This window comes from Nonlabens agnitus, assembly GCF_002994045.1.
Classification (GTDB): Bacteria; Bacteroidota; Bacteroidia; order Flavobacteriales; family Flavobacteriaceae; genus Nonlabens; species Nonlabens agnitus.
Map to the genome: position 1 here is coordinate 1,833,329 of NZ_MQUC01000003.1, position 26,356 is coordinate 1,859,684.

Here is a 26,356-nt window from a genome sequence, read left to right on the forward strand (position 1 = left end):
AAAGACGCTCTTATCGAGCGTCTTTTTTATTTTGGTAGAGTTTGCTTATCTGTATGCTGACAGGCAGGCGCGAAAGTGGATACCACTACAATTTTTATAACTACCATTAATGAGCGAAACGATTCTTTACAATTGCAAGCTGGATCAACAAGAGCAAACTTTCGATATTCACGTTGAAGATCAGGTAATTTCTCGCATAGAACATCATGCCAAGACCCCAGATGACGCCTTGGATCGCCATGGAAAGCTGGTCACCGTTGGCCTTGCAGAAAGTCACTTGCATCTGGATAAGGCCTGTATTTTGGATCGTTCGACTATTGAAGAAGGAACGCTGGAAGAGGCCGTGGAACAAACGGGTCAAGCCAAAGAAGAATTTACCGAAGAAGACGTCTACGAGCGTGCCAAAAATGTGATCCAGATGATCCTGCCAAATGGAACCACTAGCGTGAGAACCTATGTAGAAACCGACTCAAAAACAGAACTGCGCAGTCTTAAAGCTTTGCAGCAGCTTCAAAAAGATGTTTCCCACCAGGTAGATATTGAAATGGTGGCTTTTGCCCAAAACGGTCTAACAACGGCTCCTAAAACAGTGAAGCTTCTCCAGCAAGCTTTTGAATCGGGAATCAAAACCATAGGCGGTTGTCCCTATAAAGACAAGGATCCCAAAGCTCACATAAATCTCGTTTTTAAACTTGCTCAAGAATATAACTTGAATGTAGATTTTCATATGGATTTTGATCTTCAAGCCAGCAACAGTTCTATTCCATACATGTGCGAGGTGATGGATAGAACAAATTTCAAGAACAAGGTATCCATAGGTCACGTGACTAAACTCATGGCTCTAAAAACAGATCGGCGTAAAGATTTGGAAAAAATGCTGGCAGATCATGATGTATCCGTTTGTGTATTGCCTGCAACAGATTTGTTTTTGAATGGCCGCGATCATGAAAAACTCATACCTCGCGGAGTTCTAAGACCGACAGAATTTGATGATCTGGATCTCAATGCCGCGATAAGTAGCAATAATATTCTAAACGCCTTCACGCCTTATGGTGACGGCAACTTGTTGCGTATGACAAATCTGTATGCAAACGTGAGCCAATTGTCGACAGACGACGAAATGAGACAGTGCTTTGAAATGATCACTACCAACGCATTTAAAATTTTAAGAAAAACCAGAACGATTCAAGTAGGACAGCCCGCAGATCTCGTTTTATGGAATACCGATTCCATTGCTAGTGCCGTGCGCAAATTACCCCAAGCGCTTGCTGGTTGGAAGGATGGCAAAAAAACCTTTAGCAATCCAGCACCTATCATTTATTAACTCAATAAATGTCTGGCTAAAAACAAAACAGCTCGCAAAAATGATTTTTGCAAGCTGTATTTATTGGGATAAATATTGCTTTCGCGCCTGCCTTTTGTAGGCAGACAGTACAGCGGTCCACTTATTTCTTACCTACCACATGGAACTCACTAAATTCCTTGTTGACAAGCATGGTCTGTGTTTTGCGATCGTATTGTAGATCCTCCAGCGGAATGCGAACATTGTCCACCTCTACATAATCAATCTCAAACGGCATACCTATGAAATTGAAACGTAGCGTTTCATATTCTGTAGTATACTTGCCATCTTTAAATTGAGATATGGTCATTTGATCCTTAGTTCCTTTAAATCTCAAATTACGCAAGCTAAAACGGCCCTTCTTATAATCATAACCGTCTGAGGCGTCCTCGTAAACCACAGATTTATCAGATCCTAGTGTATAGTAAACATCAAGAGTAAGAAATTCGATTTTGCTCTCACCTACATATTGCATGACTGGATATCTAGGTATTATGGATCCTGCTTTTACAAACAATGGGATGCTATCAATATCGGCATCTACCCATTCTTCCTTACCACCTGTAATGGTCTCACGAGACCAGAAGTTGTACCATTCACCTTTAGGGATATACATGCGGCGGCCCTTGGCATTAGGTTCCAGAACAGGACAAACCAACATCTTATCACCAAAAATGAATTCGTCATTTCTATAGTGTGTTTGTGGATCTTCTTGATCATAAAGCACGAGTGACTTCAACATAGGTGTGCCTTCTTCGGCATATTGCCAGAAGGTTGTGTATAGATACGGTAACAACTTATATCTAAGCTCGATAAAATTGCGGGTGATGTCTGTGATGTTTTCATCAAACGTCCATGGTTCTTGATCGCCATGATCACCACTGGAATGCACCCTACAAAATGGATGAAATATCCCTAGCGCGATCCATCTGGCAAACAATTCACCTGTAGGTTGCTCTGCAAAACCACCAATGTCAGATCCTGCAAACGACATTCCTGACAATGCCATACGCTGCGCCTGGATATTTGCAATACTCAAATGTTCCCAAGTAGCAACATTATCACCAAACCAGCTTGAAGTATAGCGCTGTGTGCCAGAATAAGCTGATCTTGTGATGACGAAAGGTCGTTTGGGATAAATGAATTTCTTGACACCTTCATAGGTGGCTTTAGCCATTTGGGCACCATAGATATTATGCGCCTTTCTGTGAGAACATGGATGTCCATCAAAGTCATGACGCACATCGTCTGGAAACGTTTTGTTGGGAACCTCCATAACGGCTGGCTCATTCATGTCGTTCCAGATTCCTGCTAGCCCATTGTCTGCAATAAGTCCTTTAAACAACCCAGCCCACCACTCTCTCACTTCTGGATTTGTATAATCTGGGAAATAACACTCACCAGGCCATACTTTTCCTTTCATGTATGGACCATCTGCTCTTTTACAGAAGTAGTCCTTCTCCATGGCCTCTCGATAGACGCTGTAATCTGGATCAACCTTGATACCTGGATCGATAATGGCAATGGTTTTAAAACCATCTTCACGTAGATCGCTAATCATTTGAGTAGGATTAGGGAACTTCTCGTTATCCCATGTAAAACAACGGAATCCATCCATATAATCGATGTCTAGATAAATAGCATCACAAGGAATTTTTAAATCCCTAAACCTTTGAGCCACCTCACGTACGTTACTTTCTGGATAATAACTCCATTTACACTGGTGAAAACCTAATGCCCACAATGGTGGCAATTCTGGTTTACCGGTCAAATCTGTATAACCGCTCACGACGCTGTTTGCATCTGGACCATAGATAAAATAGTAATCCATCACACCACCTTGCGCCCAGAAACTGGTCACATGGTGACGCTCTTGAGCAAAGTCAAAGTAGGATCTGAAGGTGTTGTCAAAAAAGATCCCGTAAGACATCTTGTTGTGAAGCCCTAGGTAGAAAGGTACATTCTTATATAAAGGATCGGTTTGTTTTCCAAATGCGTATTGATCTGTACCCCAAAGTTCAAATCTCTTACCGCGCATATTATTGTCGGCTGGCTTGTCGCCTAGCCCATAATAACTCTCTGCAGGTTGCGCCTTCTTGGACATTTTGACAACCTCGCCACCATACTCATAGCTTTCTTCATAATGAAAGCCTAGTTCATCCTCACAAATGATTTTTCCATCAATGTCAAAGATGCGGCTGCGCAGATCGATTTTGGCAATCTGGCAAATGATCTTAGAAGTGGTAATTTCATAATAAGCCTCTTCTTCTGTGACTTTTAATTTGTTGTATCCTCTATTTCCATCGTCATCAATGGCATAGGAAAAATCTTCTTCCATCTTGCCGCCTGTACCATATTTAAACCTCAGGACGCTGTCTCTCAAAACCTGTACTTGAAGGATGACACCGTTGTTAGAGTTGAAAATCAATGTATCCACCACATGAGTGAAGCTGATAATCATCCCGGGAAAGACATTACCAGATTTATGTAATTCTGTATTTGTAATCATAAAATGATGTTGTTCAAATTTCTTAAAGCACTAGTATGTACCGTACAAACGTGGGAAAGTATAAAAAAACCATTGGAATTTCACGCATAAATACGTTTAGTTACGCAACCGTTTTCTTCAAGATGGAGAAGATATCGCTTTCGCGAAAGCGAAATTATTACAGTCCATATCATGTAAAAGTGAACTAGTGAAGAAATGGCGATCAGGACTTCCATTTTTTGCCAATCCTGCATTTTTTCAAAGCTTGGAAAGAAAGATTCCTACTAAAAAAGAGCGCAAATTATAGCGTAGGTGTTTCATAAAAAAAGCCCGTTAATTAAACGGGCTTTCGTTCTATTTAGATTTCTATCTATTTCAATAATGGGTATTCCTCAAAAATCGCGTTGACCAGACTGGTCATAGCAGCAGTGTCGCCACTGTTGTAGATACTGGTACTGCTTATTCCTTTCCACACCGTTTCACGTGACTCACGATCCACCAATTGAATGATCAATGTACCATCCTTATAATTATAGGTATCTGTATCGTACCCAACTACGGTTGGAAATGTGTTGTAACCATTGTAGTAGTAATTGTTGTAATAAGAATTGACTCTTAATCCTGGTCTATTATAGTATCCATATCGAGCATATACTGGATCTGTGGTTGTCTCTGTAGTTTCATCAACTTTAGTACTTACCAGTACCAACAAATCTGGTTTGGTTCTGTCTAATTCGTACCCAGCATCCATCATTCTATCGTTGATTTGCTGAATTACCAGTGTGTTCACATCATCATTCATAGCCATATCTGGCATCTCAATGGCAGAGTTAGGCAAATAGGAAAAGCTCTGATATTTTTTCAGGCTGTCGTCAGTGGGCTTGGTTGTATTAACCGCAGGACCACAGCTATAAATAAGAGCCACGGTAAGTATAAAAAATAAAGGTTTTAAAATTTTCATAGTTTTTATTTTCAAGATACGACTGCACTGCAGCGACTTGTCCTACAAAAAGCCTAATTGATCTTATATTAACAACTCTCTCTATCACAGAATAAATTCCTCACCTGCCTGTTTCATTTTCTGTTTCAAATGTCAGATTGCTTTATAAAATCCAAATTGTTAAGAGTCTCTTTATTAACAAGCATATAGGAACCCAAGCCTGAAACTTAAATTAAGTTTGAACTCCTTAATTAATTTAAAACCCTAAAAATGAAGAAACTAATTTATTCCCTGATGTTGGTTGCGATGACAACGACATTATTTTCTTGTAGCGACGACAATGACAGCACACAACCAGCTAGAGTTAACATTAAACTTGTGGATGCGCCTGGTGATTATGATAACGTCTTTATAGATGTAGAGGCCGTTGCCATCAAATTTAACGGCGATGCAGATGATGAAGAATTGGTGCTTGATATGGATAATACCGGTATCTATGACCTTCTCGAATTGACAGGTGGAAATAACGTCGTGCTAGCAGATGACGAAATCCCAGCTGGAAGAATCAACCAAATCAGGTTGATCCTAGGAGACGACAACTCTGTTGTTGTTGACGGTCAAGAATTCCCATTATCAACGCCTAGCGCCCAACAATCTGGTTTGAAGCTTAATGTGAATCAAGAATTGGAAGGCGGTATTCTTTATGAATTCATTCTAGACTTTGACGCAGATAAATCCATCGTACGTCAAGGTAATGGTGGCTATTCTTTAAAACCCGTAATAAGAACTGAATTAGCGGCCTTGTCTGGAGCGATCATAGGTGATGTGGAACCAACAACCTTTCAGGTTGAAGTAACAGCCAGCAATGGAGTCAACGAGATAAGCACATTTACTGACGTGAATGGACTGTATAGACTTAATGGTGTACCTAACGGGACTTACACCGTTACCATTGAAGCAGATCCAGCAGCCGAGTTACAAACCGTTGTGATCAATGATGTTGTCGTTGTGAATGGCGAGGTTACCGCCCTAGGCACTACTAACTTGAATTAATCACATTCAAACACACAAACATTGAGATTGGAAATTTTCAATTGAGGTTTGAATAAAAAAAAGGTCCACTTGAACAAGTGGACCTTTTTGCATTTATAGTGTTTTCACTAGATGGCTGCTGCTCCAGCTGCTGCCACCTCGTGGTCATTTTCTACAGTACTGCCGCTCACACCTATGGCTCCTATGATGTCTCCATCCTTATTTATAACAGGTAGTCCACCTGGAAAACTGATCAGACCTCCATTAGAGTGCTCGATTCCAAAAAGAGATTCACCTGGTTGTGATATTTTGCCTATCTCACCGGTCGGCATGTCAAAAAATCGAGCAGTTTTGGCCTTTTTGAGAGCAATGTCAGCACTTCCCAGCCATGCACCATCCATACGGACAAACGCGACTTGATTTGCACCAGCGTCTACGACACTGATGTTCATTTTTGTGTTGATTTCTTTTGCTTTGGCCATCGCTTTTTCAATGATCGCTTGGGCTTGTTTAAGTGTAATATTCATGTTTAATTATTTGAACATTAAACTAATAGGTTTTCCATCTTAAAAAGTATGATTGTGTGAAGTTTAACGGGAAATCCAATTAATTGCTACTTACTGTGATATTTTCCATTGTGAAATTTAAGTATAGCAACATCATTCTTGGAAATACCCGTAATCTCTTCTTCTCCATCAATCATTTTACTTTTTAAAACCACCTCTTGAATTCTAAGATCTGAATGGTGTTGTGTTAGGTTCACTGGGATAATAAGTCTTTTTAATTCTTTGTAAGATCCATTTAATCCGCCATCGTTTTCTCCAATGATCTCATGAATGACAAAGTCTTCGAGTGTTGTTTTTATTTCATTGCCAACTCGCTCAAATGCATACAAGTTTTTTGAAGAGTGTGGATTGACACGACTGCTACCATAATATTCTATGATACACTAAGGGAATCGAATCGATCAGATACCATTATTGAATTGTAATCAACCTCGGCATTATACAATCTAGTGGCATCACTTGTCAAAAAGATTTGTTTTTGTAATTGCGACAGAATAAGTCCAGTCGAGTTTTGGACTATTACCAGGTCAAATTTGTAATCAATGAATTCTTCGCTTTGCTCTACAATCTCAGGAATTAGAATTGCTGACTCTTTTTCGGAAATCATTTTAATGACAAGAAGATCTTCGGCAATATTAGATTTGCTCAGACTCAATTCCTTCAAAACCAATTCCACCAAATCTTCCCTACTGTCTTGAGCTATAGATAAAAAGGACAGAAATAAAACAACTATTATCAATACATATCTAAACCTGCCAATTTTAAACCCCATAAACCAAAACCCCAAGTGGCGGCAAGTTCAACTCGACACTTTGATCGCGATATTGCCAGTTCTCCTTTTGAGCCGTAAAGGACTTTTTTATCTTGTAGTCAGATCCGCCGTACTTTGAATCGTCGCTGTTAAATAGCAGTTTGTATTTACCTATTGCTGGCAAACCTACTCTATAATTTTCTCTAGGTACAGGTGTCATATTACAAACGACAACAATCTGAGAATCATTTCCCTTGCGCACATAGCTTATGACGCTGTTGTTTGCATCTTCATGGGAAATCCATTCAAATCCAGCGGCATCAAATTGCTTCTCGTGCAAAGCCGGTTGTTTTTTATACAACTTGTTCAAATCAGTAATCACATTCATAATTCCCTGATGATCTGCAAACTGTGTGAGATGCCAGTCCAGACTGCCATTGAATTTCCATTCATCATGCTGGCCAAATTCTGATCCCATCATCAATAAATTACCGCCAGGATGCGTGAACATATAACCATAAAGCAATCGCAGGTTGGCAAACTTTTGCCATTTGTCGCCGGGCATTCTACCTATGATAGAGCTCTTACCATAAACCACCTCGTCATGCGATAGCGGTAGCATAAAATTTTCGGTAAACGCATAAGTCATCGAGAACGTCAAATCATTTTGATGGTGACGTCTATAAATAGGTTCCTTTTTAAAGTATTCCAAAGTATCGTGCATCCATCCCATCATCCATTTCATCCCAAAACCAAGACCACCTATAGAAGTAGGTTTACTCACCATCGGGAAGCTGGTGCTCTCCTCGGCAATGGTTTGTGTATCTGGATAATTGAGGTAAACAGCCTCGTTCATTTCTCTTAAAAATGCCATGGCTTCCAAGTTTTCCCTACCGCCAAAAACATTAGGTTCCCACTCGCCATCTTCTCTGGAATAATCCAAAAACAACATGCTAGCCACGGCATCAACCCGCAAGCCGTCAATGTGGTATTGATCCATCCAGAACAGTGCATTTGAAATCAAGAAACTTTTGACCTCGTTGCGACCATAATTAAATATCAAGGATTTCCAGTCCGGATGATAACCACGTCTGCGATCTGGATGCTCATATAAAGCGGTGCCGTCAAAAAATCCCAGTCCATGGGCATCTTCTGGAAAATGGGATGGTACCCAATCCAGGATGACTCCTATTCCAGCCTTATGCATCGCATCAACCAATTGCGCAAACTCTTCCGGATAACCAAATCTTGCTGTAGGCGCAAAATATCCCGTCAATTGGTAGCCCCATGAAGGATCATAGGGATATTCCATGATGGGCATGAACTCTACGTGGGTGAATTGTAACGCTTTCGCGTAAGCGACCAACTCATCTGCCAGTTCTAGATAACTCAAACTGCGATCCTCCTCAATCTTGCGTTTCCAACTGCCCAGATGTACCTCATAAACAGAATAGGGCGCATCAAGTGCGTTGTTTTTTGCCCTCGCTTTCATCCATTTTGCATCGCTCCACTTGGGATCATACTGCCATACGACGCTGGCCGTTTTGGGCGGATGCTCACAGCGACGTGCATATGGATCTGCTTTTTCTGTCTTGATATCGTTGTGTGACGAGTGGATTTTGTATTTGTAGGTGACGCCTTGCTCCACTCCAGGAATAAATCCTTCCCATATACCGCTGCTGTCCCAACGTACCTGCAACTGGTGCTCACCTTCTACCCAAAAATTAAAATCTCCTATGACGCTCACAGCCTTAGCGCTTGGTGCCCAGACCGCAAAATAGGTTCCTTTGATGCCATCTTTTTCAAGAATGTGCGAGCCGAATTTTTCGTAAAGCCTGTAATGCTTTCCAGATTTGAAAAGATTAATGTCAAAATCTGTAAATAGCGAGTGCGTGATTACCTGGCTCATACTTTTTCTTGTTTATGGTTCATGATACTGTGGATGCCTCGCAATGGAATGATGGCCCAGCTAGGTCTAGAATTGAACTCATAGCCCAATTCATAAATGGCCTTTTCCAGCAGGCAAAACTGTAGTAAAAAATTGACTTCCTTGCGGTAGCCTATGTTCAAGTTATTATTGTGCACGTGATGCAAATACGTATCCATAAAAATGGAAATCAAATACTTATACAATAATTCACCTGCCTCGTAAAGGTCGTCTCTTGAAATTCCCGTGGTTTCTCCGTGATCGAAAATCGTGGAATAGATCGCGTAATGAAAACTGCGAAACATCCCAGCAAGATCCTTTTGTGGCATTTGCTTGACCTTGCGGTCTCGTATGGTACTTTCTGGTTCACCCTCAAAATCCAAAAGATAAAAGTCCTCGCCGTCCACCAGTACCTGGCCTAGATGGTAATCGCCATGGATACGTATGCGTTCACCTTTCATGTGGTGCCAGTCAAATTGTATAAAACGGTTGCGTATCTCATTTTTACGCTCGAGTAATTCCTGTGCTAGATCCAGCGCTTCTCCACTCAATTTATGCAGGTTATTTTCCACCGTGTTGAGCCTATTCTGGAACATGTACAACAATCGGTTTTTAAGCCAGACGTTGTAGTCGCCGTTATACTTATCTGCCGTGAATTTTAGATCGTTGCGCTCGCCGCCCATAGCCACGTGAAATTGTGCAGTGCGCAGTGCCAGGGTTCTGATTCTTTTCAAAAGGTCCAGTCCAGTCCAGTCGACCATCTCGTGTGGCACCTCTTGTAATTTTAATCTGGTAAATAGCTTGACGTCTGGTAAGGATTTGATGTCAATCCGCTTTCGCGAAAGCGTATTAAACACAACCTTCAACTCTTCCAACATCCATTCCCAACCATCACCATCATTGTCCACTAATTTTTGCATCAATGCCAGTGTGATATCGTGCTTTTTGACAATATTGAGGTTAATGGAACCTGTATACGTAGGCGAACGGTCAAACGAAGTTTGCTCTGTAAGGTAGCGCGATATTTGATAGTCTGGATTGGTACTACTATAAATCCTACGGAAAAACTTAATGATGTGTTTATCATTAAAGATGATACTGGTATTGGATTGCTCTGCGCCTAGAAAGCGGCTGGAAACGTATTGCGTTTCATCCAGTTCTTCTCCAGCATGGAAAGTGATCGTACCCAATCCTTCTACCGGTTGGGATTCAATGATTTTTTCAAAAAGTACCTTTCTAAAACTATCCAGATATAGCGCATCTACTAAATAACCATCCTGATCGCCCAGCTTGATGGGCGCGATCAAACCTTCTATTGCGGCAGATTTATCCACTACAAAACCTAAGGGCAAAAAGTAATGCTGATAAAAAGCCTCTTTAAAATTGACTTCCAGCAATAAGCCGTAAAAGTGATCGCCCTTGTGAGCAATGGTAAAAAACTCACTAATCTCAAGATATTTGAGCGTGCTGCTCTTGCCACCATACCAGCGTTGCTGTACCACATAGCTCTCTAAAATATCATGAGTCAACTGCTTTTTAAAGGCAGCATCGTCTAGAAGTTGTTCCCAGGGTTTTGGGTTTGTGAGCTTGGTTTTGGACACTTATTATCAATAAATTGAGTAGATCTCAAAAATATAAGAATCTTCTTGAGAATTTGATTTGATTACCCTATAAATATAGAAAGATTATGAGGTAATCAAACACTTATCTCTTCACCTCAAAAATATGGAATGGCAATACGGGATTGATCTTTACATAATTGTGCGTGCCGCTCCAGTGGTAACTACTATCTGTAATGACATCTCTAACGGTAAAACCATGATGCTCATCAATTCCCATCTCTTGTAAAGGCATGGGCACCCAAGTTTCCTGCTCGTAGTAAGGATCAAGGTTTATGGCCACGATCACTTCGCTCTTTCGATCATCACTCCATTTGTAGAAGGTGATCAATTGATTGTTGTCCTGGTGCAGGAACTTGATATTATTGGTTTGTTGTAGCGCCGCGAGATTCTTGCGCGCTTGATTGATCTTAGTGATGATCAAGGTAAGTTTGGTTCTCTTGCTCCAGTCATAATTAGCGATCTGGAACTTTTCAGAATCCAGATATTCTTCCTTGCCAGGAAGAGCGCTGGAGATCATTTGCTCAAACACGGGACCATAAATTCCTATACTGGAACTCAACGTGGCTGCGAGTGCATATCGATTCAAGTGAACGCTCTCATTACCGGACTGTAAATGATATGGGTTGATGTCTGGCGTGTTGGGCCAGAAGTTGGGTTGCATGTATTCTCTTTGATGGCTGGTGGTGAGTTCGTGCACATATTCCTGCAATTCATGCTTGTTGTTGCGCCACGTGAAATACGTGTAGGATTGTTGGAAACCAACCTTAGCCAGCTGATTCATCACTTTAGGTGCTGTGAAAGCCTCTGCCAAAAAGATGACATCGTCGTGTTTTTTCTTGACTTCGCCAATGAGATATTCCCAGAAATGAAAAGGTTTAGTATGCGGATTATCTACTCTAAATACCTTGATATCAAATTCTTCTACCCAATACAAGGCAACTCGCAGTAACTCTTTCCACAGATTTTTCCAATCGGTAGTTTCAAAATAGATAGGTAGAATGTCTTGATATTTCTTCGGCGGATTCTCTGCATACTGTACGGTTCCATCTGGTCGCCATCTAAACCATTCCTTGTGTTCTTTTACCCAAGGATGATCTGGTGCTGCCTGTAAGGCATAATCCATCGCTACTTCAATACCTCTGGATTTTGCCTCTTGCACCAGCTTCTTGAAATCCTTCTCATTACCTAATTGCGGGTGCAGCGACATATGTCCGCCATTTTTTGAACCTATTCCCCAACAAGAACCTACATCATCACCATGTGCTGTTGTGGTGTTGTTTTTTCCTTTGCGGTTGACCTCTCCAATAGGATGAACTGGTGGAAAATACAAGGTATCAAAGCCCATTTCTTCCACATAGGGCAATAGCTCGATACAATCCTTAAAAGTCCCGTGATTATAATTTTGTCCAGCGCTGCGTGGGAAAAATTCATACCATGTCGAGAATCTTGCCTTCTCGCGGTCTACACTACAAATGAAAACCTCACTTTCTGCGGCGATCTGCTTTGCGGGATATTTAAGGAATATGTCTTTTAGCCTATCTGATAGGGCGACCTCAACGGCCTCATCGTATCGAGAGTCGGTTTGAAATGACTCAATCCCGAATTGTAGCAAGGACTGTTCGGTTTTGTTCGCTTTCGCGTAAGCGTGCTCTAAATGAATCACTCCATCAAGCAATTCACTTTTGACGTGTTGGCCATCGGCCAGTTTTCTGGAGATCCCATGGCGCCAGTTGAGGGCATAATCGACCCAACCTTGAACTTTATACTGGAGTTTGCCCAGTTTTTCTACTTGAAAACTCGCCTTGTAATCATCGTTCCCAATGGAGTCCATGCGCTGCTCCTGCCATTTTCTCGCCTTTTCATGTTTGTATAAAACGGCACTTTGAATGACATCGTGGCCGTCAACAAGAACGGTGGCGCTCACCTGCACGGTTTCTCCTATTACTCTTTTGATGGCGTGACGACCAGCATTAATGACTGGCTGGACATTTTCTATAACTACACGTTCTTGATTCATGGATGGAAAGGTTTTTTCAAATGTAATAAAAGAGCGCAACTGCTGTTGCTCTTTTTACGAAAGCGATTGCGCGATCCCCAAAATTTGAGGTCTATCTTTACAAAAAGTCTTCATGCCTAAAATAGTCCTGCATACCAAAGTCAACGCACCGCTCGAGTTGGTTTTTGACCTGGCGCGCAGTATAGACCTACATCAAGATTCCCTACAACACACCAAAGAGAAGGCCATTGCCGGCAGAACGACTGGACTGGTAGAAGAAGGTGAAACCGTGACCTGGGAAGCGGTACACTTTGGCATCAAACAGCAACTTACAAGTTTGATCACAGACGTGCGACCGCATCACTTTTTTGCTGATGAATTGGTGAGCGGTGCTTTTAAACACTTCCGTCATGAGCATCATTTTAGCCTTCAAGAAGATGGCAGTACATTGATGAAAGACATCTTTGACTACGACTCGCCACTAGGTTGGCTAGGCCATCTTGCCGATTTCCTTTTTCTTGAGAAATATATGACTCGATTGTTAGAGCAACGCAACCACTTTTTAAAACAAACCGCCGAAGATGGTAGCTGGAAGGAGCTGCCTGGGATGTGACTTCGGCTACGCTCAGTCACCAGACTAGACTCTGGCTACGCTCAGTCACCCGACTCTGGCTACGCTCAGTCACCAGAATCTGGCTACGCCAGTCACGCGACTCTGACCACGCTCAGTTACCTGAATCTGGCTACGCCAGTCACACGAATCTGACCACGTTGAGCCACCGCTCATTCGGCTATGCTAACATAGCACTTATTGGACATGAAAATTGTCTTGCAAAGCAGGTCATTGAGCGAAGTCGAAATGATCCGGATCCAGAAATCGAATTATTTATTCCTTACGCCATTTCTCATGGGAAGTTTCATTTAAACACTTTGCCAACCTTTTCAATTCGTCAGAAAATCCATTGATGAGTGCTTCTTTCTTAGCTCTGGACCAGCCCTGAACTTGTTTTTCTCGATAGAACGCATCCTGAACTCTATCAAATTCTTCAAAATAGATGAGTTCTACTGGTAAATACTTTTTGGTATGATTTGCACCTAACCCTGCTTGATGTTTGATGATTCTGCGATTAAGATCATTGGTGCTGCCAGTATAGTAACTACCATTTGAACAAAGCAATATGTACATCCATCCTTTCATCCTCGTAATATAGTTACAACTAAGGGATGTTTTCAAAATAGAATCTATTTGTGATGGCTGAGCGGAGTCGAAGCCAAAAAAAAGCCCTTGATTTCTCAAGGGCTTGGTACTACTATAAATTCAAATTATTTCTTGACATCTGTTGGAGTGTTGAGCTTTTTAGTAAGCTCTACCGAAATGGCAGTTCTTTCAAAAAGCATCTTTCCTGCTCCAGTTTCAATCATTACGGTTCCCTTGTCTGCATTGATCTGGTTGACCTTACCGTGAATACCACTGGTGGTAATGACACGATCTCCTACTTTAAGGGATTCTGCAAATTGTTTTTCTTCTTTGCGACGTTTAGACTGTGGCCTGATAATTAGAAAATAAAATATCAGTGCAATACCTACGTAAGGCGCAAATGCTATAAACTGCTCCATAAAAGGGATTAGGCGTTAGGCGTACTGGACTTTCCAGTCACAAAACCTTTGATGACGATCACCTCTGTTCCAGCTTCAGTATTTGTAGTAATAGTTACAGATTTACTCTGTGCATTAGGCTTACCACTGGTATTGAATTTGACAAGAAGGGTTCCTTCTTCTCCTGGCGCTACTGGCTCTTTAGTCCACGTAGGAACCGTACATCCACAACTACCTTTTGCATTCACGATGATCAATGGAGACGTTCCTGTGTTTTTGAAAGTATATTCTTTTTCAACAACGGTACCTTCATTGACCGTTCCAAAATCATATTCTGGCTGGTCAAAAGTCATCACTGGATAATTTTCCTCTACGGACTCACGGTCTGCAGCAGCAGTAAGGTTAGCCTCATCAATCTTTGCAGATGCGGATTCATTACAGCTTGTAAGTGTCACGGCAGCAACTGCTGCAAACAACAAAACTATTTTTTTCATTTTATTCATTTTTTAAAGCGTTCAAATATAAGGAAATGCTTGGGGATGAACAACGACAAAAACCATTCCGTTACATGGTGCCGCGCCCTATTTTATTGATCATATCATCCTTTTGGAACTGCTTGAGCAAGTTGTCCAAAATTCCATTGATAAAGATGCGACTCTTGGGTGAGCTGTAATCTTTTGAGATCTCCAGATATTCGTTAAGAGATACCTTAACCGGTATGCTAGGGAAATACAAGAATTCACATTGCGCCATCATGATCATGACCGCATCGATTTGTGCAATACGTTCTGAATCCCAGTTGGGGGTTTTTCCTTCCAGACGGTTCCATAATTCATCATGGTTCAAGATGGTACGTCTAAAAAGGTCCATCGCAAATTTGATGTCTTCACTGTCCTTGACTAATTCTGGAAGCGTGATCTCTTTATTGACTTTTATCTTTCTTACAAATTTGATGATCTCTGTATTCACCAGTGGATAATCATCCATCCATGTGATGTTCGCATCTTCCAAATAACTCATCAATTCATCATCTGGTGCTATGATTTCAGAAAATATGGAATTGACAAAGTTTTGATCTTTCTTGATGCTATCACTTTCCTCACTGGCGTACATGACAAAGATCTTGTCATTGACGATCTGCTCATAAAGACGCTCCACATATTTTGAATCTAGATGCCAAGGATCCAATTTGCGTTTCTTGAGAGCTTCCTTAAGGGCTGGACTTTTGGCAAGCTCGATCAAGACCTTGTTTTCTATAAGTGCGCGACTAGGGTTTTTGACAGCTTCAGATCCCGTGAAGCGGTCCTGGGCCAGCTTGAAGCGCTGTTCTGCCAGTTCATGGATTTTTACCAGTAGCTGCAACATGTAAAGAAACAGTACAAAGGTTTGCGTCATACTGCCATTGAGAAATTTTTCCAATTCCTTCAAGTCATCGGGTCGTTGTCTATGAAAGACAAAAACGGCCTGCATGACCTTGATGCGCAAATGTCTACGGGTAAGCATAAGAACGTTTTTTATAAATGCAACGCGGCTGGTGTTGAGTCAGCTTTCGCGAAAGCGTAATTATCAATATCCTCACTGCAAATTACAGCTTGAGGACTGCAAAAATACTACTATTAATGGGATTGACTGCTGTGTTCTGCTCGTCTTGCATCGATACGTGCCTGAGCGATCTGTAGCGCAGCGGTGTGCGTCGTGACCCCATTATCTGCGGCCTTTTTAAGGATCTCAATGGTCGTTGTATAGATGTTTTCTGTCTTGCGCATTATTTCTGAACGGTCGTAACCCTCCAGCTCTGCAAAGACATTTATGATACCACCAGCGTTGATCAGGAAATCTGGCGCATATACGATACCGCGTTGCTGTAGCAACATGCCGTGTTTAGCCTCATCGGCTAGCTGGTTGTTAGCCGCTCCAGCGATGATTTGTGCCTGTAGCTTGTTGATAGAGTTGTCGTTGATCGTGGCACCTAACGCACAGGGCGCATAGATATCCATAGGTTCAGAATGCAGGTCTGCACCTTGATAGATGGTAGCTCTATATTTAGAGCTTACCTCTTCCAGGCGCTCGCGGTTGATGTCTGCGATGACGACTTTTGCACCTTCTTCAGTGAGGTATTCCACCAGGGTTTCACCTACATGGCCTACACCTTCTACATAGATGACTTTGTCCTCTAGTACATCACTACCATACTTGAACTGTGCTGCGGCTTTCATTCCCATAAACACACCATAGGCGGTGATGGGCGATGGGTTACCAGAGCCACCTTTACTTTCTGAAATTCCCGTGACGTAAGGAGTTACTTCACGCACCAGGTCCATATCTTCTGTATTCATCCCAACATCCTCTGCAGTGATATACTTACCGCTAAGACTGTGCACGAATTCGCCAAATTTGCGCATCATCTCTGGAGTCTTCTGGGTTTTGGCGTCCCCAATGATCACTGCTTTACCACCACCTAGATTAAGACCGGTAATAGCGCTTTTATAAGTCATGCCTCGAGAGAGTCTTAAGGCATCATTTAGAGCAGACCATTCGTTGTCATAATTCCACATTCTCGTACCGCCCAAAGCTGGGCCCAATACCGTATTATGTATACTTATGATGGCCTTTAATCCTGTATCTTTGTCGTTGCAAAAAACCACTTGCTCATGATCGTTGAAGGACAACTGTCCAAAAACTGGATCCTGATTAATGATTTTTTCTAAAGTAGTATAGTCTTGAGACATGGTGTAACCCATTAAGGGCGTTTGATTTTGCGCTGCAAAAGTAGTTTGATTTTACATAATCAACAATGGACTTATCGCCTATTTTCAATTTACAATAGTTAACAATGTACGACACGTACCTATGAAGGAATTACTGAAGCTCAATAAGCTGTTTGCCAAGTATAAATGGCAACTCATTTTTGGAATTATTGTCACGATTGCCTCCAGATATTTGTCTCTTTACTTGCCTAAGTACGTAGGTAAGATCATCAATCTTCTCAACGCCTATGGGAACGGTGAACGTACCGATCTAGAACAGGTCAAGGACGATCTACTCCTTTACATAGGCATCATCTTAGGCACTACCCTACTTGCAGCGATTTTGACGTTTATCATGCGCCAATTGATCATTGTGGTTTCCAGGCATCTAGAATATGATCTCAAGAATATCATTTACCAGCAATACCAGCGATTATCATTAAGCTTCTACAAACAGAATCGTACGGGTGACTTGATGAATCGCATAAGCGAAGATGTTTCTAAAGTACGCATGTACATGGGTCCAGCCATCATGTATGGAATCAACATGATTACTTTATTTGCTGTGGTGATTCCTGCAATGATCGACACGGCACCAACGCTTGCACTCTACACCATCGTACCATTGCCATTTTTGTCTATCGCTATTTATGTGGTAAGCCGCGAGATTCACAAGCGCTCCACACTGGTACAGCAATACTTATCCAATCTCAACACCATATCTCAAGAGGCTTTTAGTGGCATTTCTGTCATTAAGGCCTACAATCTCGCACCTCAAATGAACGTGCAGTTTGCACAAGTGGCTAATGACAGTAAGGACAAGAACATTGACCTTGCACGGGTTCAAGCCTTGTTTTTTCCTTTGATGGTATTACTAATTGGACTTAGCAATATTCTGGTGATTTATGTAGGTGGTCGTCAGGTCATTGCAGGAGAAATTGAAGTAGGAACCATTCCAGAATTCCTGATTTATGTCAACATGCTCACCTGGCCGGTTGCCGTTGTAGGTTGGGTGACCAACATGATCCAGCAAGCTGAGGCTTCCCAAAAACGCATCAATCAATTTCTGGACATTGAACCCCAGATTCAAAACCTGGTAGAAGAAACTACTCGTGTGGAAGGAAGCATAGAGTTTGACAAGGTCAATTTTGTTTATGAAGACACCAACATTCACGCGCTTAAAGACCTTTCCTTTAAGATTCACAGTGGCGGCACACTGGCCATACTAGGTAAAACAGGTAGCGGTAAGTCTACTGTTCTGGAATTGATTGGTCGCCTATACGATGTAACCGATGGCGTGATCAAGATTGACGGAAAACCTATTAAGAATTTGAATCTGGATGATTTGAGACAATCCATAGGATACGTGCCTCAAGATGCCTTTTTATTTTCTGACACTATCGGGAACAATATAGCCTTTGGAAACAAGGATGCCAGTGAGGAAGAAATTGTTGCGGCCGCAAAAAATGCAGTCGTTCACAAGAACATCAAGAACTTCACTCACGGCTACGAAACTGTGCTGGGCGAGCGAGGCATCACCTTAAGCGGTGGACAAAAGCAACGAGTTTCCATTGCAAGGGCCATTATCAAAGAACCCAACATTTTGTTGTTTGACGACTGTTTGAGTGCCGTAGATACAGAGACTGAAGAGCAGATCCTCAATAACCTCAAAAAAGTCACCCGAGACACCACGACCATTATCGTGAGCCACCGTGTGAGCTCTGCCAAGAATGCAGATCTTATCATCGTTTTAGAGGATGGTAGCATCATAGAGAGCGGTGATCATGAGTCGTTACTGGAAGCAGACGGTTATTATGCCGATTTGTATGCCAATCAAATGCTGGAACAGTAAGCCAAAATTATAGATAGGCTTTTCAAGTTTTTTCCTATTTTTGAGTGCTTAACACCCAAAAGACCGACATGAGCGATAGAGATTATCAGGAGCAGGAAGAAATTTATTCAAAAGTAGTTCGTGCAGGAAGACGCACTTATTTCTTTGACGTACGATCTACAAAGGCAGACGACTACTACCTCACAATTACAGAAAGTAAGAAGTTCACCAACGATGATGGCAGCTTTCACTTCAAAAAACACAAGATTTACTTGTACAAGGAAGACTTTGCAGAATTTGGTGATACGCTTAAAGAGGTGACCAACTACATCATTGACCAGAAAGGTGACGAGGTCATTTCAGAGCGTCACAAAGCCGATTTCAAAAAAGATGATACCGCCTCGCCAGCGTCAGATGATGCTGCAGAGCCTAATCACCCAGCAAGCTTTACCAACGTCGATTTTGACGATATTTAAAAATAAGCATATACACCATCAAGCCTTTCCCTGTGAAAGGCTTTTTATTTTATTGACCTAATCCAAAACCACATGAAGAATCTTTTACTAGTGCTGGCTGTTTTTTTCGCTTTCGCGAAAGCGATAACCGCACAAACCATTGTTGATCCACAAATGGATTATTATTTACCCACAGACGTCACCTATAATCCTAACATCCCAACACCTGAAGAAGTGATAGGATACGTTCCTGGGAAATGGCACGTGACCCACGACAAGCTGGTCCAGTACATGACGGCGCTCGCCAGTGCCAGCGACCGCATCACTATTGAGAATAGAGGCAAGACCTTTGAGGACCGACCCTTGATCCTACTCACGGTGAGCTCGCCCAGCAATCTGCAAAATGTAGAGGCATTGCAACAGGCACGCCAAGATCGAATTGATGGGAAATCCAGCGAGAATGGTCCTATTGTGATTTATCAGGGTTTTTCCATTCATGGAAATGAAGCCAGTGGTTCTAATGCTGCATTGCTTTATGCCTACTATCTGGCCGCTACACAAGGGCCCAAAATTGATGAGATGCTGGACAATACCGTGGTGTTACTGGATCCCAGTTTTAATCCTGATGGACTGCAGCGATTTGCAGGTTGGGTGAATCAGCATAAAAATGAAAACATTACTATCGATGGTAACGACCGCGAATATGACGAGGCGTGGCCTGGTGGACGTACCAATCACTATTGGTTTGATATGAATCGCGACTGGTTGCCGGTACAATTGCCAGAATCCAGAGCACGCATCGCTACTTTCAATAAATGGATGCCCAATATCTTGACCGACCATCACGAGATGGGAACCAATTCCAGCTTCTTTTTCCAGCCAGGAATTCCATCCAGAACTAATCCATTGACGCCGCAAATGAACCAAGACCTTACCAAGGAAATAGGAAACTATCATGCCGCGGCACTAGATAAAATAGGATCCTTCTATTATACAGAAGAAAGTTATGACGATTTTTACTATGGTAAAGGTTCTACTTTTCCAGATGTAAATGGTAGTATAGGAATTTTGTTTGAGCAGGCGAGTTCCCGTGGGCACGCACAGGAATCAGTTAATGGGGTTTTGACTTTCCCATTTACCATACGCAATCAATTTACCGCAGCGCTAAGCACGCTGGCTGCCGCCAACGGCATGAAAGACAAACTGTTGAATTATCAAACGAAGTTCTTCAAAGATGCTGCTAATGAAACCAAATCAGGCAATATCATTTTTGGCGATTCTAAAGACTCTGGGAAAACCGATGCGTTTGCAGAGGTTTTACTACGCCACGAGATACGATTAAAAGAACTCAACCAAGATGTCAAAGTAGACGGAAAAGAATACAAGAAAGGTTATGCATATGTCATTCCCAAGTCGCAGAAGAAAAGCAGATTGATCCAAGCCTTGTTTCAAAAAGACACTGAATTTACAGACAGTCTTTTCTATGACATTAGCGCATGGACGTTCCCACTGGCTTTTGATCTGGACTATTCCATGAATGCTGGAAATATCGCTACCGGTGCCGATGTAACCGCCACGATGGACCAAAATTCTTTTGAGGTCAATAAAGCTTCCAGTACCAAAAAGCCTCTTGCGGTTTCAGACTACGCCTACCTGATGGAATGGAATGAATACGAAACACCTAAGGTATTGAACCAACTGTTGAGGGATGAGATCATTGCCAAGGTAGCGATGCAGCCCTTCACGCTCAACGGTAAAACGTATGACTATGGTACGATCATGATACCCGTATCGAGACAGCCTTTTTCCAAAAATGAACTGCAGGAGCGTTTGCAGGAATACACTAGCGAGACTGCAGTGGTTGTGGATGCTGTTTCTACGGGATTAACGACAGGAATCGATCTAGGATCCAATTCATTTGTGCCTTTGCAAGACCCGAAAATTGCGCTAGTGATAGGCGATGGCATTGATTCTTATGACGCTGGTGAGATCTGGCATTTGATGGACCAGCGTTATGATATTGCGATCACTAAGATAGAACGCGATCGTCTAGGCCGTGCCGACTTGAGCAATTACAACACCATCATATATCCCAATTCTTATGGGTCGCCAGACAAGAGCACGATGGAAAGCCTGCAGTCTTGGGTGCGCTCTGGCGGTACCCTTATAGGTTTTGGCAACTCGCTGCGCTGGATGTCCAGTAGCAAAATTTTACCCGTGACGTTTAAGTCCACTGAAAATCCTGCCAAAAACGTGACCTTTGAGCAGCGTGGCGATTTTAACGGTGCGCAGGTCATAGGTGGAGCTATTTTTGAAACCCAACTGGATCGATCGCATCCTGTTGCTTTTGGGTATAAGGACAGCCAGCTGCCTATTTTTAGAAACTCTACCCTATTTGTAGAGGCTGATAGCACTTCCTATCGCAATCCCATCAAATACACCAATGAACCACTCATGGCTGGATATATTTCAAAACCCAACCTAGAAGCTTTGAGAAATACCAGACCCTTTGTCCACAACAACTATGGCCGTGGCGATGTTATTGGCTTTACCGACAATACCAATTTTAGAGCCTTTTGGTACGGCACCAACAAGCTGATGATGAACGCGGTATTCTTTGCAAAGGCTATGTAATGGTAGTGCAAAAAGTTTTGTGATGCAGGCTGGACTTTAGGTGATCTCGCTTTCGCGAAAGCGGAACACCACAACAGCACCAGTGCATGATACCTACATAAATCAAAAAAGCAGATTCTCACGAATCTGCTTTTTTTTAATATATGATTGAAGCTACATCTAGTTCAATTCTTTACCTCTACGTTTGCGCTCATTCTCGTCAAGATAGATTTTACGCAATCTCAAGTGGTTAGGAGTTACCTCTACATATTCATCCTTCTGGATGTATTCCAGGGCTTCTTCTAACGTGAACTTTACCGGTGGCGCAATCTTTACCTTGTCATCGTTTCCTGCACTACGTACGTTGGAAAGTTTTTTGGTTTTAGTCAAGTTGATCGCAAGATCATCTGGTCTTGAGTTCTCACCTACTACTTGTCCACCATAAATCTCTTCTCCTGGATGGATAAAGAATTTACCACGATCCTGAAGTTTGTCCATGGAGTAAGGAATCGCTGTTCCTTTTTCCATAGAGATCATGGAACCGTTGATACGTCCAGAAATCTCACCCTTATAAGGTTCAAAACCTATAAAACGGTGGTTCATGATGGCCTCACCAGCAGTGGCGGTGATCAATTGGTTTCTCAACCCTATGATACCACGTGATGGGATCTTAAATTCGATCAACATACGGTCGCCCTTAGGTGCCATACTGGTCATTTCACCTTTACGCAAAGTAACCATGTCAACGGCCTTACCGCTTACATTCTCTGGCAAGTCGATAGACAACTCTTCAATAGGCTCACATTTTACACCATCTACTTCCTTGATGATTACCTGTGGTTGACCTATCTGTAATTCATAACCTTCGCGACGCATGGTTTCAATCAATACAGAAAGGTGCAATACGCCACGGCCAAATACCATGAACTTATCTGCAGCACCGGTATCGTGTACCTGCAACGCAAGGTTTTTCTCCAATTCCTTAGTCAAACGATCCTTGATGTGACGTGAGGTCACAAACTTACCGTCCTTACCAAAGAATGGTGAATCGTTTATGGTGAACAGCATGCTCATGGTAGGCTCATCGATAGCGATGGTTTCCATAGCTTCTGGATTTTCAAAGTCAGCAACACTGTCGCCTATTTCAAAACCTTCCAGACCTACGATCGCACAAATATCACCTGCCATGACTTCTTCTGCCTTGGCTTTTCCCATACCGTCAAAAACGTATACTTCTTTGACCTTTGTTTTGGTCATAGAACCATCACGTTTGCACAACGTTACATTTTGTCCTTCTTTAATGGAGCCTCTTTTTACTCTACCTATCGCTATACGACCGGTGTAGTTTGAGAAGTCTAGAGAAGTAATCAACATTTGAGTGGTTCCTTCTTCTACCTTTGGGGCAGGAACATGCTCAATCACCATATCCAGCAATGGCTCGATATTGCTTGTTTCATTTTTCCAGTCCTCTGACATCCAGTTGTTTTTTGCACTACCATAAACGGTAGGGAAATCCAGCTGCCATTCTTCTGCACCCAATTCAAACATCAAGTCAAAAACAGACTCGTGTACCTCGTCTGGTGTACAGTTTTCCTTATCTACTTTATTAACCACGACACAAGGCTTCAAACCAAGGTCGATAGCTTTTTGCAATACAAAGCGGGTTTGTGGCATAGGACCTTCAAAGGCATCTACCAACAGTAACACACCATCTGCCATGTTCAATACACGTTCTACCTCACCACCAAAATCTGCGTGACCAGGTGTGTCGATGATATTGATTTTAGTACCCTTGTACATTACAGATACATTCTTTGCAAGAATCGTGATCCCACGTTCTCTTTCAATATCGTTGTTATCAAGGATTAATTCTCCCGTATTTTCATTCTCACGGAAAATCTCACAGTGGTGCAAGATCTTATCAACCAGTGTGGTTTTACCGTGGTCAACGTGAGCAATAATCGCAATGTTTCTAATATCTTTCATAAAAATAGCGCTTCTTAGCGGCTGCAAAAGTAGTCTTATTTATTGGTTTTTAAGCCTTTGATGCGTTAAAGTAGGTGTTGAGGTAATAATCTGATAATCAACTATTGTTTATCAACCAACACGAGTGGTAGTGTCTACGCTTTTTTGCCATTCTCCATGCGTTCTCCTTGCTTTTGCATCATAACGCCTAGTACCCAGGAAAGAAAATAATAAAGTCAAGACCAGAGCATAACTCAAGGTTACTTGATCTATACTTGATCCATACTTATTTGTCGAGAACGCCATACACTCGTCATACACTCGCCATACACTAACCATACACTAACCATACACTATCCCCTAAGTATCTCCCTAGTATCTCCCTGGTATCTGAAATGGGAAATAGCCTTAAAATTATATTTTCAAGGTCCCTAGGGATAGCTATGCTATTGTTAATGCTTAGGTAAGTTTTAAAAAATCCAGTGGGCTGGTCGTATTTGCGATATTACGGTCAGAAACCCTGGTGTAGAGCAGTGTTGTCTTAATATTATTGTGTCCCAATAAATTCTGTATGACTTTTAGGTTTGTTCCTGAATCTAACAAATGCGTGGCATAGGAGTGTCGCAGGTTATGACAGGTTACATCTTTGGTAATTCCAGCGCGTTTGCATGCATTGTTGAAAACGGCTCGTAGGGATCCCGCACTATATTGTTCCCTTTTTTGACCTTCAAAAAGATAGGTTTTAGGCTTATACTCTTGATAGTAGGCTTTTAAAATAGGCTTTAGGGAATCTGGGTATGGTACGATTCTATCTTTACGACCTTTTCACTGACTAATGAAAACGCAATTGCGGTTTTTGTCCAGATCAGATATCCTGAGATTGATAAGTTCACCACTTCTAAGCCCAAGACTATACATTGTGGCCAGCATGGCCTTGTGCTTTTTATTTTCTGTCTTATTGAGCAGTAGCGTTACTTCTTCTAACGACAAGATTTGCGGTAATACTTGCTGCGGAGCCCGAGGTTGTAACTTCTTAAAATCCACCTCTCTTTTGTGCATTTCAAACAGGTACAACCTGACGGCGCTCAACAATTGCTTTTGAGTTGTATATACGTAACTTTTGATAAGGATCAGTTCGCCTAATTTGTCAAAAAGGTAATAGTTATCTAACTTTTCTATAGGTGTTTGAAAGCCTACAAAGTCTTGAAATACGTGTAATAAGCCGATATAAGACCTGATAGTGTTATTACTGTACTTTTTAATCTGTAGTAGCGTTTTAAAGTCTTCAAACATGCTGATATTTTTGTAGGATAAATATCATGCAAAAAGAGATATATCTTATGATATTAAGTTAAGAAGGTATTGATTTAATTGGGGTTAAGTATTAACTTGCTTCTATACACTAGTTGTGTGTAATGTGACAAACGAAAATTAAATTATTAACAAATTAAATTATATAATTATGAAAAATTTATTTCTTGCAATTGCTCTGATTATTGGATTAAATTCCTTTGCTCAAGACAAAACCGAAATTAAAAATGACAAACCTGAATTCAAATGTGATGTAGTTAAATTTAATAAAGAAACTAACACAATTGAATTATTAGGAAATGTTAGTTTTAAAACTGACATTATTGAATTGGAAAAAGCAGAAAAAATACTCTTGAACAAAGAAACGAACGAAATTATTGTTAGCGGATTAGCACAGTTTACAATCGATGGAGCAATCCAGATTTCTGAAAAAGCCGATAAAAAAATTATGAGGTATAAAATCGGAGAACGAATAGCTTACGTCGAATAAACACTACACACAACAACGGCTATAGTTCATTGCGGCGGAATTTCCTCTCGGAAATTCCTGCGTATTTGCAATGTTTGGTTTACGGCGGAATAATTCTGCCGAATCATTCCGCAACGAAACCATAGCCCAAACCGTTCAGGCCAATTGCCTGCGGCCGTAGCTCTCCGCTATGAAATTTTAATTTTAAGGCTTGAGCACCAATCAATTCGAATGTGAGTATGGTTAAAAACTACTAATCAGCCTGAAGAGCTTCAAAATTTCAAGACCTGCCTGCCGGCAGGCTCCCAATTTACTCATGTGTCTTCCTCTCGCTCCTACCTCGCTCGTCGGAGACAGAAAAGGCAACCGTGATCAAACGCCTTTTCAAAAGGTTGGTGTTTACCTGGCTAGGATCTCGCTTCCTACACCAACTGGCACGAACATAGCATAAAGCGCATAAGGTATGCATTCCTCTCGCTGTGCTCGTCGGATGCAGGATGCTCCACGTGAGGCTTCTATTCAATAACAATAACTATCTTCATCCATCAAAACCAATCAATGGAAAGGTAACAGCCAAAGATGAGGGAACGCCTCACACGCATAATACCTTTGCCGTTAGGTGCAATTAGTACGCACCATTACTAAACCAATATTTCGTTTCACAATCTTCGCAACAATGTACTTCTTCCCAATCCCAATAACTAC

At 41.7% G+C, this 26,356-nt stretch carries 21 protein-coding genes and 1 pseudogene; 8 read left to right on the forward strand and 14 right to left on the reverse strand.

Annotation, left to right across the window (positions count from 1 at the left end; all coding sequences use genetic code 11):
* Window positions 1-109: 109 nt before the first annotated feature.
* On the forward strand, window positions 110-1,324 hold the full coding sequence (locus BST86_RS08485; protein WP_105982894.1) for an amidohydrolase family protein: 1,215 nt from the start codon (window positions 110-112) through the stop codon (window positions 1,322-1,324).
* A 121-nt stretch (window positions 1,325-1,445) separates the two neighbouring features.
* Here the strand turns inward: BST86_RS08485 and BST86_RS08490 are convergent, their stop codons facing one another.
* The gene (locus tag BST86_RS08490; protein ID WP_105982895.1) at window positions 1,446-3,851 is read right to left on the reverse strand and encodes a glycoside hydrolase family 31 protein; all 2,406 of its coding nucleotides are present in this window, start codon (window positions 3,849-3,851) and stop codon (window positions 1,446-1,448) included.
* 35 nt (window positions 3,852-3,886) lie between these two features.
* On the opposite strand from BST86_RS08490, the gene BST86_RS14900 reads away from it, so the two are divergent.
* Window positions 3,887-4,039, forward strand: a complete 153-nt coding sequence (locus BST86_RS14900; RefSeq protein WP_172443336.1) for a hypothetical protein — start codon at window positions 3,887-3,889, stop codon at window positions 4,037-4,039.
* A 161-nt stretch (window positions 4,040-4,200) separates the two neighbouring features.
* On the opposite strand, the gene BST86_RS08495 is transcribed toward BST86_RS14900, so the two are convergent.
* Entirely contained in the window at window positions 4,201-4,791 is a 591-nt protein-coding gene (locus BST86_RS08495) for a DUF4136 domain-containing protein (RefSeq protein WP_105982896.1), read from the reverse strand.
* A gap of 249 nt (window positions 4,792-5,040) precedes the next feature.
* On the opposite strand from BST86_RS08495, the gene BST86_RS08500 reads away from it, so the two are divergent.
* Complete coding sequence (locus BST86_RS08500) at window positions 5,041-5,823, forward strand: DUF4382 domain-containing protein (RefSeq protein ID WP_242446497.1); 783 nt, start codon at window positions 5,041-5,043, stop codon at window positions 5,821-5,823.
* A gap of 107 nt (window positions 5,824-5,930) precedes the next feature.
* Here BST86_RS08500 and BST86_RS08505 read toward each other — a convergent pair whose 3' ends face one another.
* The 5 genes from BST86_RS08505 to BST86_RS08530 form a co-directional block, all read right to left on the reverse strand.
* Window positions 5,931-6,329 carry a GlcG/HbpS family heme-binding protein gene (locus BST86_RS08505; protein ID WP_105982897.1) on the reverse strand — a complete coding sequence of 133 codons (399 nt, stop codon included), beginning with the start codon at window positions 6,327-6,329 and terminating at the stop codon, window positions 5,931-5,933.
* A gap of 86 nt (window positions 6,330-6,415) precedes the next feature.
* Window positions 6,416-6,697: a hypothetical protein gene (locus BST86_RS08510; RefSeq protein WP_105982898.1), complete on the reverse strand. Its 282-nt coding sequence runs from the start codon at window positions 6,695-6,697 to the stop codon at window positions 6,416-6,418.
* Window positions 6,698-7,129: 432 nt separating this feature from the next.
* On the reverse strand, window positions 7,130-9,028 hold the full coding sequence (gene glgB, locus BST86_RS08520) for a 1,4-alpha-glucan branching protein GlgB (RefSeq protein ID WP_105982900.1): 1,899 nt from the start codon (window positions 9,026-9,028) through the stop codon (window positions 7,130-7,132).
* Complete coding sequence (locus tag BST86_RS08525; RefSeq protein ID WP_105982901.1) at window positions 9,025-10,647, reverse strand: maltokinase N-terminal cap-like domain-containing protein; 1,623 nt, start codon at window positions 10,645-10,647, stop codon at window positions 9,025-9,027. The genes glgB and BST86_RS08525 overlap by 4 nt, the downstream gene beginning before the upstream one ends.
* Before the next feature lie 103 nt (window positions 10,648-10,750).
* Window positions 10,751-12,685, reverse strand: coding sequence for an alpha-1,4-glucan--maltose-1-phosphate maltosyltransferase (locus BST86_RS08530; protein WP_105982902.1), 1,935 nt, complete (start codon window positions 12,683-12,685; stop codon window positions 10,751-10,753).
* 112 nt (window positions 12,686-12,797) lie between these two features.
* Between BST86_RS08530 and BST86_RS08535 the strand changes: the two genes are divergently transcribed.
* Window positions 12,798-13,277, forward strand: coding sequence for an SRPBCC family protein (locus tag BST86_RS08535; RefSeq protein WP_105982903.1), 480 nt, complete (start codon window positions 12,798-12,800; stop codon window positions 13,275-13,277).
* A gap of 273 nt (window positions 13,278-13,550) precedes the next feature.
* Here the strand turns inward: BST86_RS08535 and BST86_RS08540 are convergent, their stop codons facing one another.
* From BST86_RS08540 to BST86_RS08560, 5 genes are all read right to left on the reverse strand, one after another.
* Window positions 13,551-13,862, reverse strand: coding sequence for a GIY-YIG nuclease family protein (locus BST86_RS08540; RefSeq protein ID WP_105982904.1), 312 nt, complete (start codon window positions 13,860-13,862; stop codon window positions 13,551-13,553).
* 125 nt (window positions 13,863-13,987) lie between these two features.
* Window positions 13,988-14,281, reverse strand: a complete 294-nt coding sequence (yajC, locus tag BST86_RS08545) for a preprotein translocase subunit YajC (RefSeq protein ID WP_105982905.1) — start codon at window positions 14,279-14,281, stop codon at window positions 13,988-13,990.
* Window positions 14,282-14,289: 8 nt separating this feature from the next.
* Window positions 14,290-14,754: a DUF1573 domain-containing protein gene (locus BST86_RS08550; RefSeq protein ID WP_105983984.1), complete on the reverse strand. Its 465-nt coding sequence runs from the start codon at window positions 14,752-14,754 to the stop codon at window positions 14,290-14,292.
* A gap of 70 nt (window positions 14,755-14,824) precedes the next feature.
* Window positions 14,825-15,763: a transcription antitermination protein NusB gene (locus BST86_RS08555; protein ID WP_105982906.1), complete on the reverse strand. Its 939-nt coding sequence runs from the start codon at window positions 15,761-15,763 to the stop codon at window positions 14,825-14,827.
* 113 nt (window positions 15,764-15,876) lie between these two features.
* A complete protein-coding gene (locus BST86_RS08560) occupies window positions 15,877-17,001 on the reverse strand; it encodes a Glu/Leu/Phe/Val family dehydrogenase (RefSeq protein WP_231717829.1) in 1,125 nt (374 codons plus the stop codon).
* 109 nt (window positions 17,002-17,110) lie between these two features.
* On the opposite strand from BST86_RS08560, the gene BST86_RS08565 reads away from it, so the two are divergent.
* The 3 genes from BST86_RS08565 to BST86_RS08575 all read left to right on the forward strand — a co-directional run bounded on the left by BST86_RS08565 (window position 17,111) and on the right by BST86_RS08575 (window position 21,927).
* Window positions 17,111-18,859, forward strand: coding sequence for an ABC transporter ATP-binding protein (locus tag BST86_RS08565; RefSeq protein ID WP_105982907.1), 1,749 nt, complete (start codon window positions 17,111-17,113; stop codon window positions 18,857-18,859).
* Between the two features lie 68 nt (window positions 18,860-18,927).
* Entirely contained in the window at window positions 18,928-19,314 is a 387-nt protein-coding gene (locus BST86_RS08570; protein ID WP_105982908.1) for a PUR family DNA/RNA-binding protein, read from the forward strand.
* 72 nt (window positions 19,315-19,386) lie between these two features.
* Complete coding sequence (locus tag BST86_RS08575) at window positions 19,387-21,927, forward strand: M14 family zinc carboxypeptidase (RefSeq protein WP_105982909.1); 2,541 nt, start codon at window positions 19,387-19,389, stop codon at window positions 21,925-21,927.
* A 159-nt stretch (window positions 21,928-22,086) separates the two neighbouring features.
* Here BST86_RS08575 and typA read toward each other — a convergent pair whose 3' ends face one another.
* Together typA and BST86_RS15035 are read right to left on the reverse strand one after the other, a co-directional pair.
* The gene (gene typA / locus BST86_RS08580) at window positions 22,087-23,892 is read right to left on the reverse strand and encodes a translational GTPase TypA (protein WP_105982910.1); all 1,806 of its coding nucleotides are present in this window, start codon (window positions 23,890-23,892) and stop codon (window positions 22,087-22,089) included.
* A gap of 438 nt (window positions 23,893-24,330) precedes the next feature.
* A pseudogene (locus tag BST86_RS15035) lies at window positions 24,331-25,164 on the reverse strand (tyrosine-type recombinase/integrase).
* 169 nt (window positions 25,165-25,333) lie between these two features.
* Between BST86_RS15035 and BST86_RS08590 the strand changes: the two are divergent.
* Complete coding sequence (locus tag BST86_RS08590; RefSeq protein WP_105982911.1) at window positions 25,334-25,672, forward strand: hypothetical protein; 339 nt, start codon at window positions 25,334-25,336, stop codon at window positions 25,670-25,672.
* Window positions 25,673-26,356 lie beyond the last annotated feature (684 nt).

Bases quoted from the DNA above. Each gene is read 5' to 3' on its own strand.
- BST86_RS08565 (WP_105982907.1), top strand. From the start codon at position 17,111: ATGAAGGAATTACTGAAGCTCAATAAGCTGTTTGCCAAGTATAAATGG.
- BST86_RS08495 (WP_105982896.1), bottom strand. From the start codon at position 4,791: ATGAAAATTTTAAAACCTTTATTTTTTATACTTACCGTGGCTCTTATT.
- BST86_RS08540 (WP_105982904.1), bottom strand. From the start codon at position 13,862: ATGAAAGGATGGATGTACATATTGCTTTGTTCAAATGGTAGTTACTAT.
- BST86_RS08490 (WP_105982895.1), bottom strand. From the start codon at position 3,851: ATGATTACAAATACAGAATTACATAAATCTGGTAATGTCTTTCCCGGG.
- BST86_RS08530 (WP_105982902.1), bottom strand. From the start codon at position 12,685: ATGAATCAAGAACGTGTAGTTATAGAAAATGTCCAGCCAGTCATTAAT.
- typA (WP_105982910.1), bottom strand. From the start codon at position 23,892: ATGAAAGATATTAGAAACATTGCGATTATTGCTCACGTTGACCACGGT.
- BST86_RS08560 (WP_231717829.1), bottom strand. From the start codon at position 17,001: ATGGGTTACACCATGTCTCAAGACTATACTACTTTAGAAAAAATCATT.
- BST86_RS08575 (WP_105982909.1), top strand. From the start codon at position 19,387: ATGAAGAATCTTTTACTAGTGCTGGCTGTTTTTTTCGCTTTCGCGAAA.
- BST86_RS14900 (WP_172443336.1), top strand. From the start codon at position 3,887: ATGTACCGTACAAACGTGGGAAAGTATAAAAAAACCATTGGAATTTCA.
- BST86_RS08535 (WP_105982903.1), top strand. From the start codon at position 12,798: ATGCCTAAAATAGTCCTGCATACCAAAGTCAACGCACCGCTCGAGTTG.
- BST86_RS08505 (WP_105982897.1), bottom strand. From the start codon at position 6,329: ATGAATATTACACTTAAACAAGCCCAAGCGATCATTGAAAAAGCGATG.
- BST86_RS08555 (WP_105982906.1), bottom strand. From the start codon at position 15,763: ATGCTTACCCGTAGACATTTGCGCATCAAGGTCATGCAGGCCGTTTTT.
- yajC (WP_105982905.1), bottom strand. From the start codon at position 14,281: ATGGAGCAGTTTATAGCATTTGCGCCTTACGTAGGTATTGCACTGATA.
- BST86_RS08570 (WP_105982908.1), top strand. From the start codon at position 18,928: ATGAGCGATAGAGATTATCAGGAGCAGGAAGAAATTTATTCAAAAGTA.
- BST86_RS08485 (WP_105982894.1), top strand. From the start codon at position 110: ATGAGCGAAACGATTCTTTACAATTGCAAGCTGGATCAACAAGAGCAA.
- BST86_RS08590 (WP_105982911.1), top strand. From the start codon at position 25,334: ATGAAAAATTTATTTCTTGCAATTGCTCTGATTATTGGATTAAATTCC.
- glgB (WP_105982900.1), bottom strand. From the start codon at position 9,028: ATGAGCCAGGTAATCACGCACTCGCTATTTACAGATTTTGACATTAAT.
- BST86_RS08500 (WP_242446497.1), top strand. From the start codon at position 5,041: ATGAAGAAACTAATTTATTCCCTGATGTTGGTTGCGATGACAACGACA.
- BST86_RS08550 (WP_105983984.1), bottom strand. From the start codon at position 14,754: ATGAAAAAAATAGTTTTGTTGTTTGCAGCAGTTGCTGCCGTGACACTT.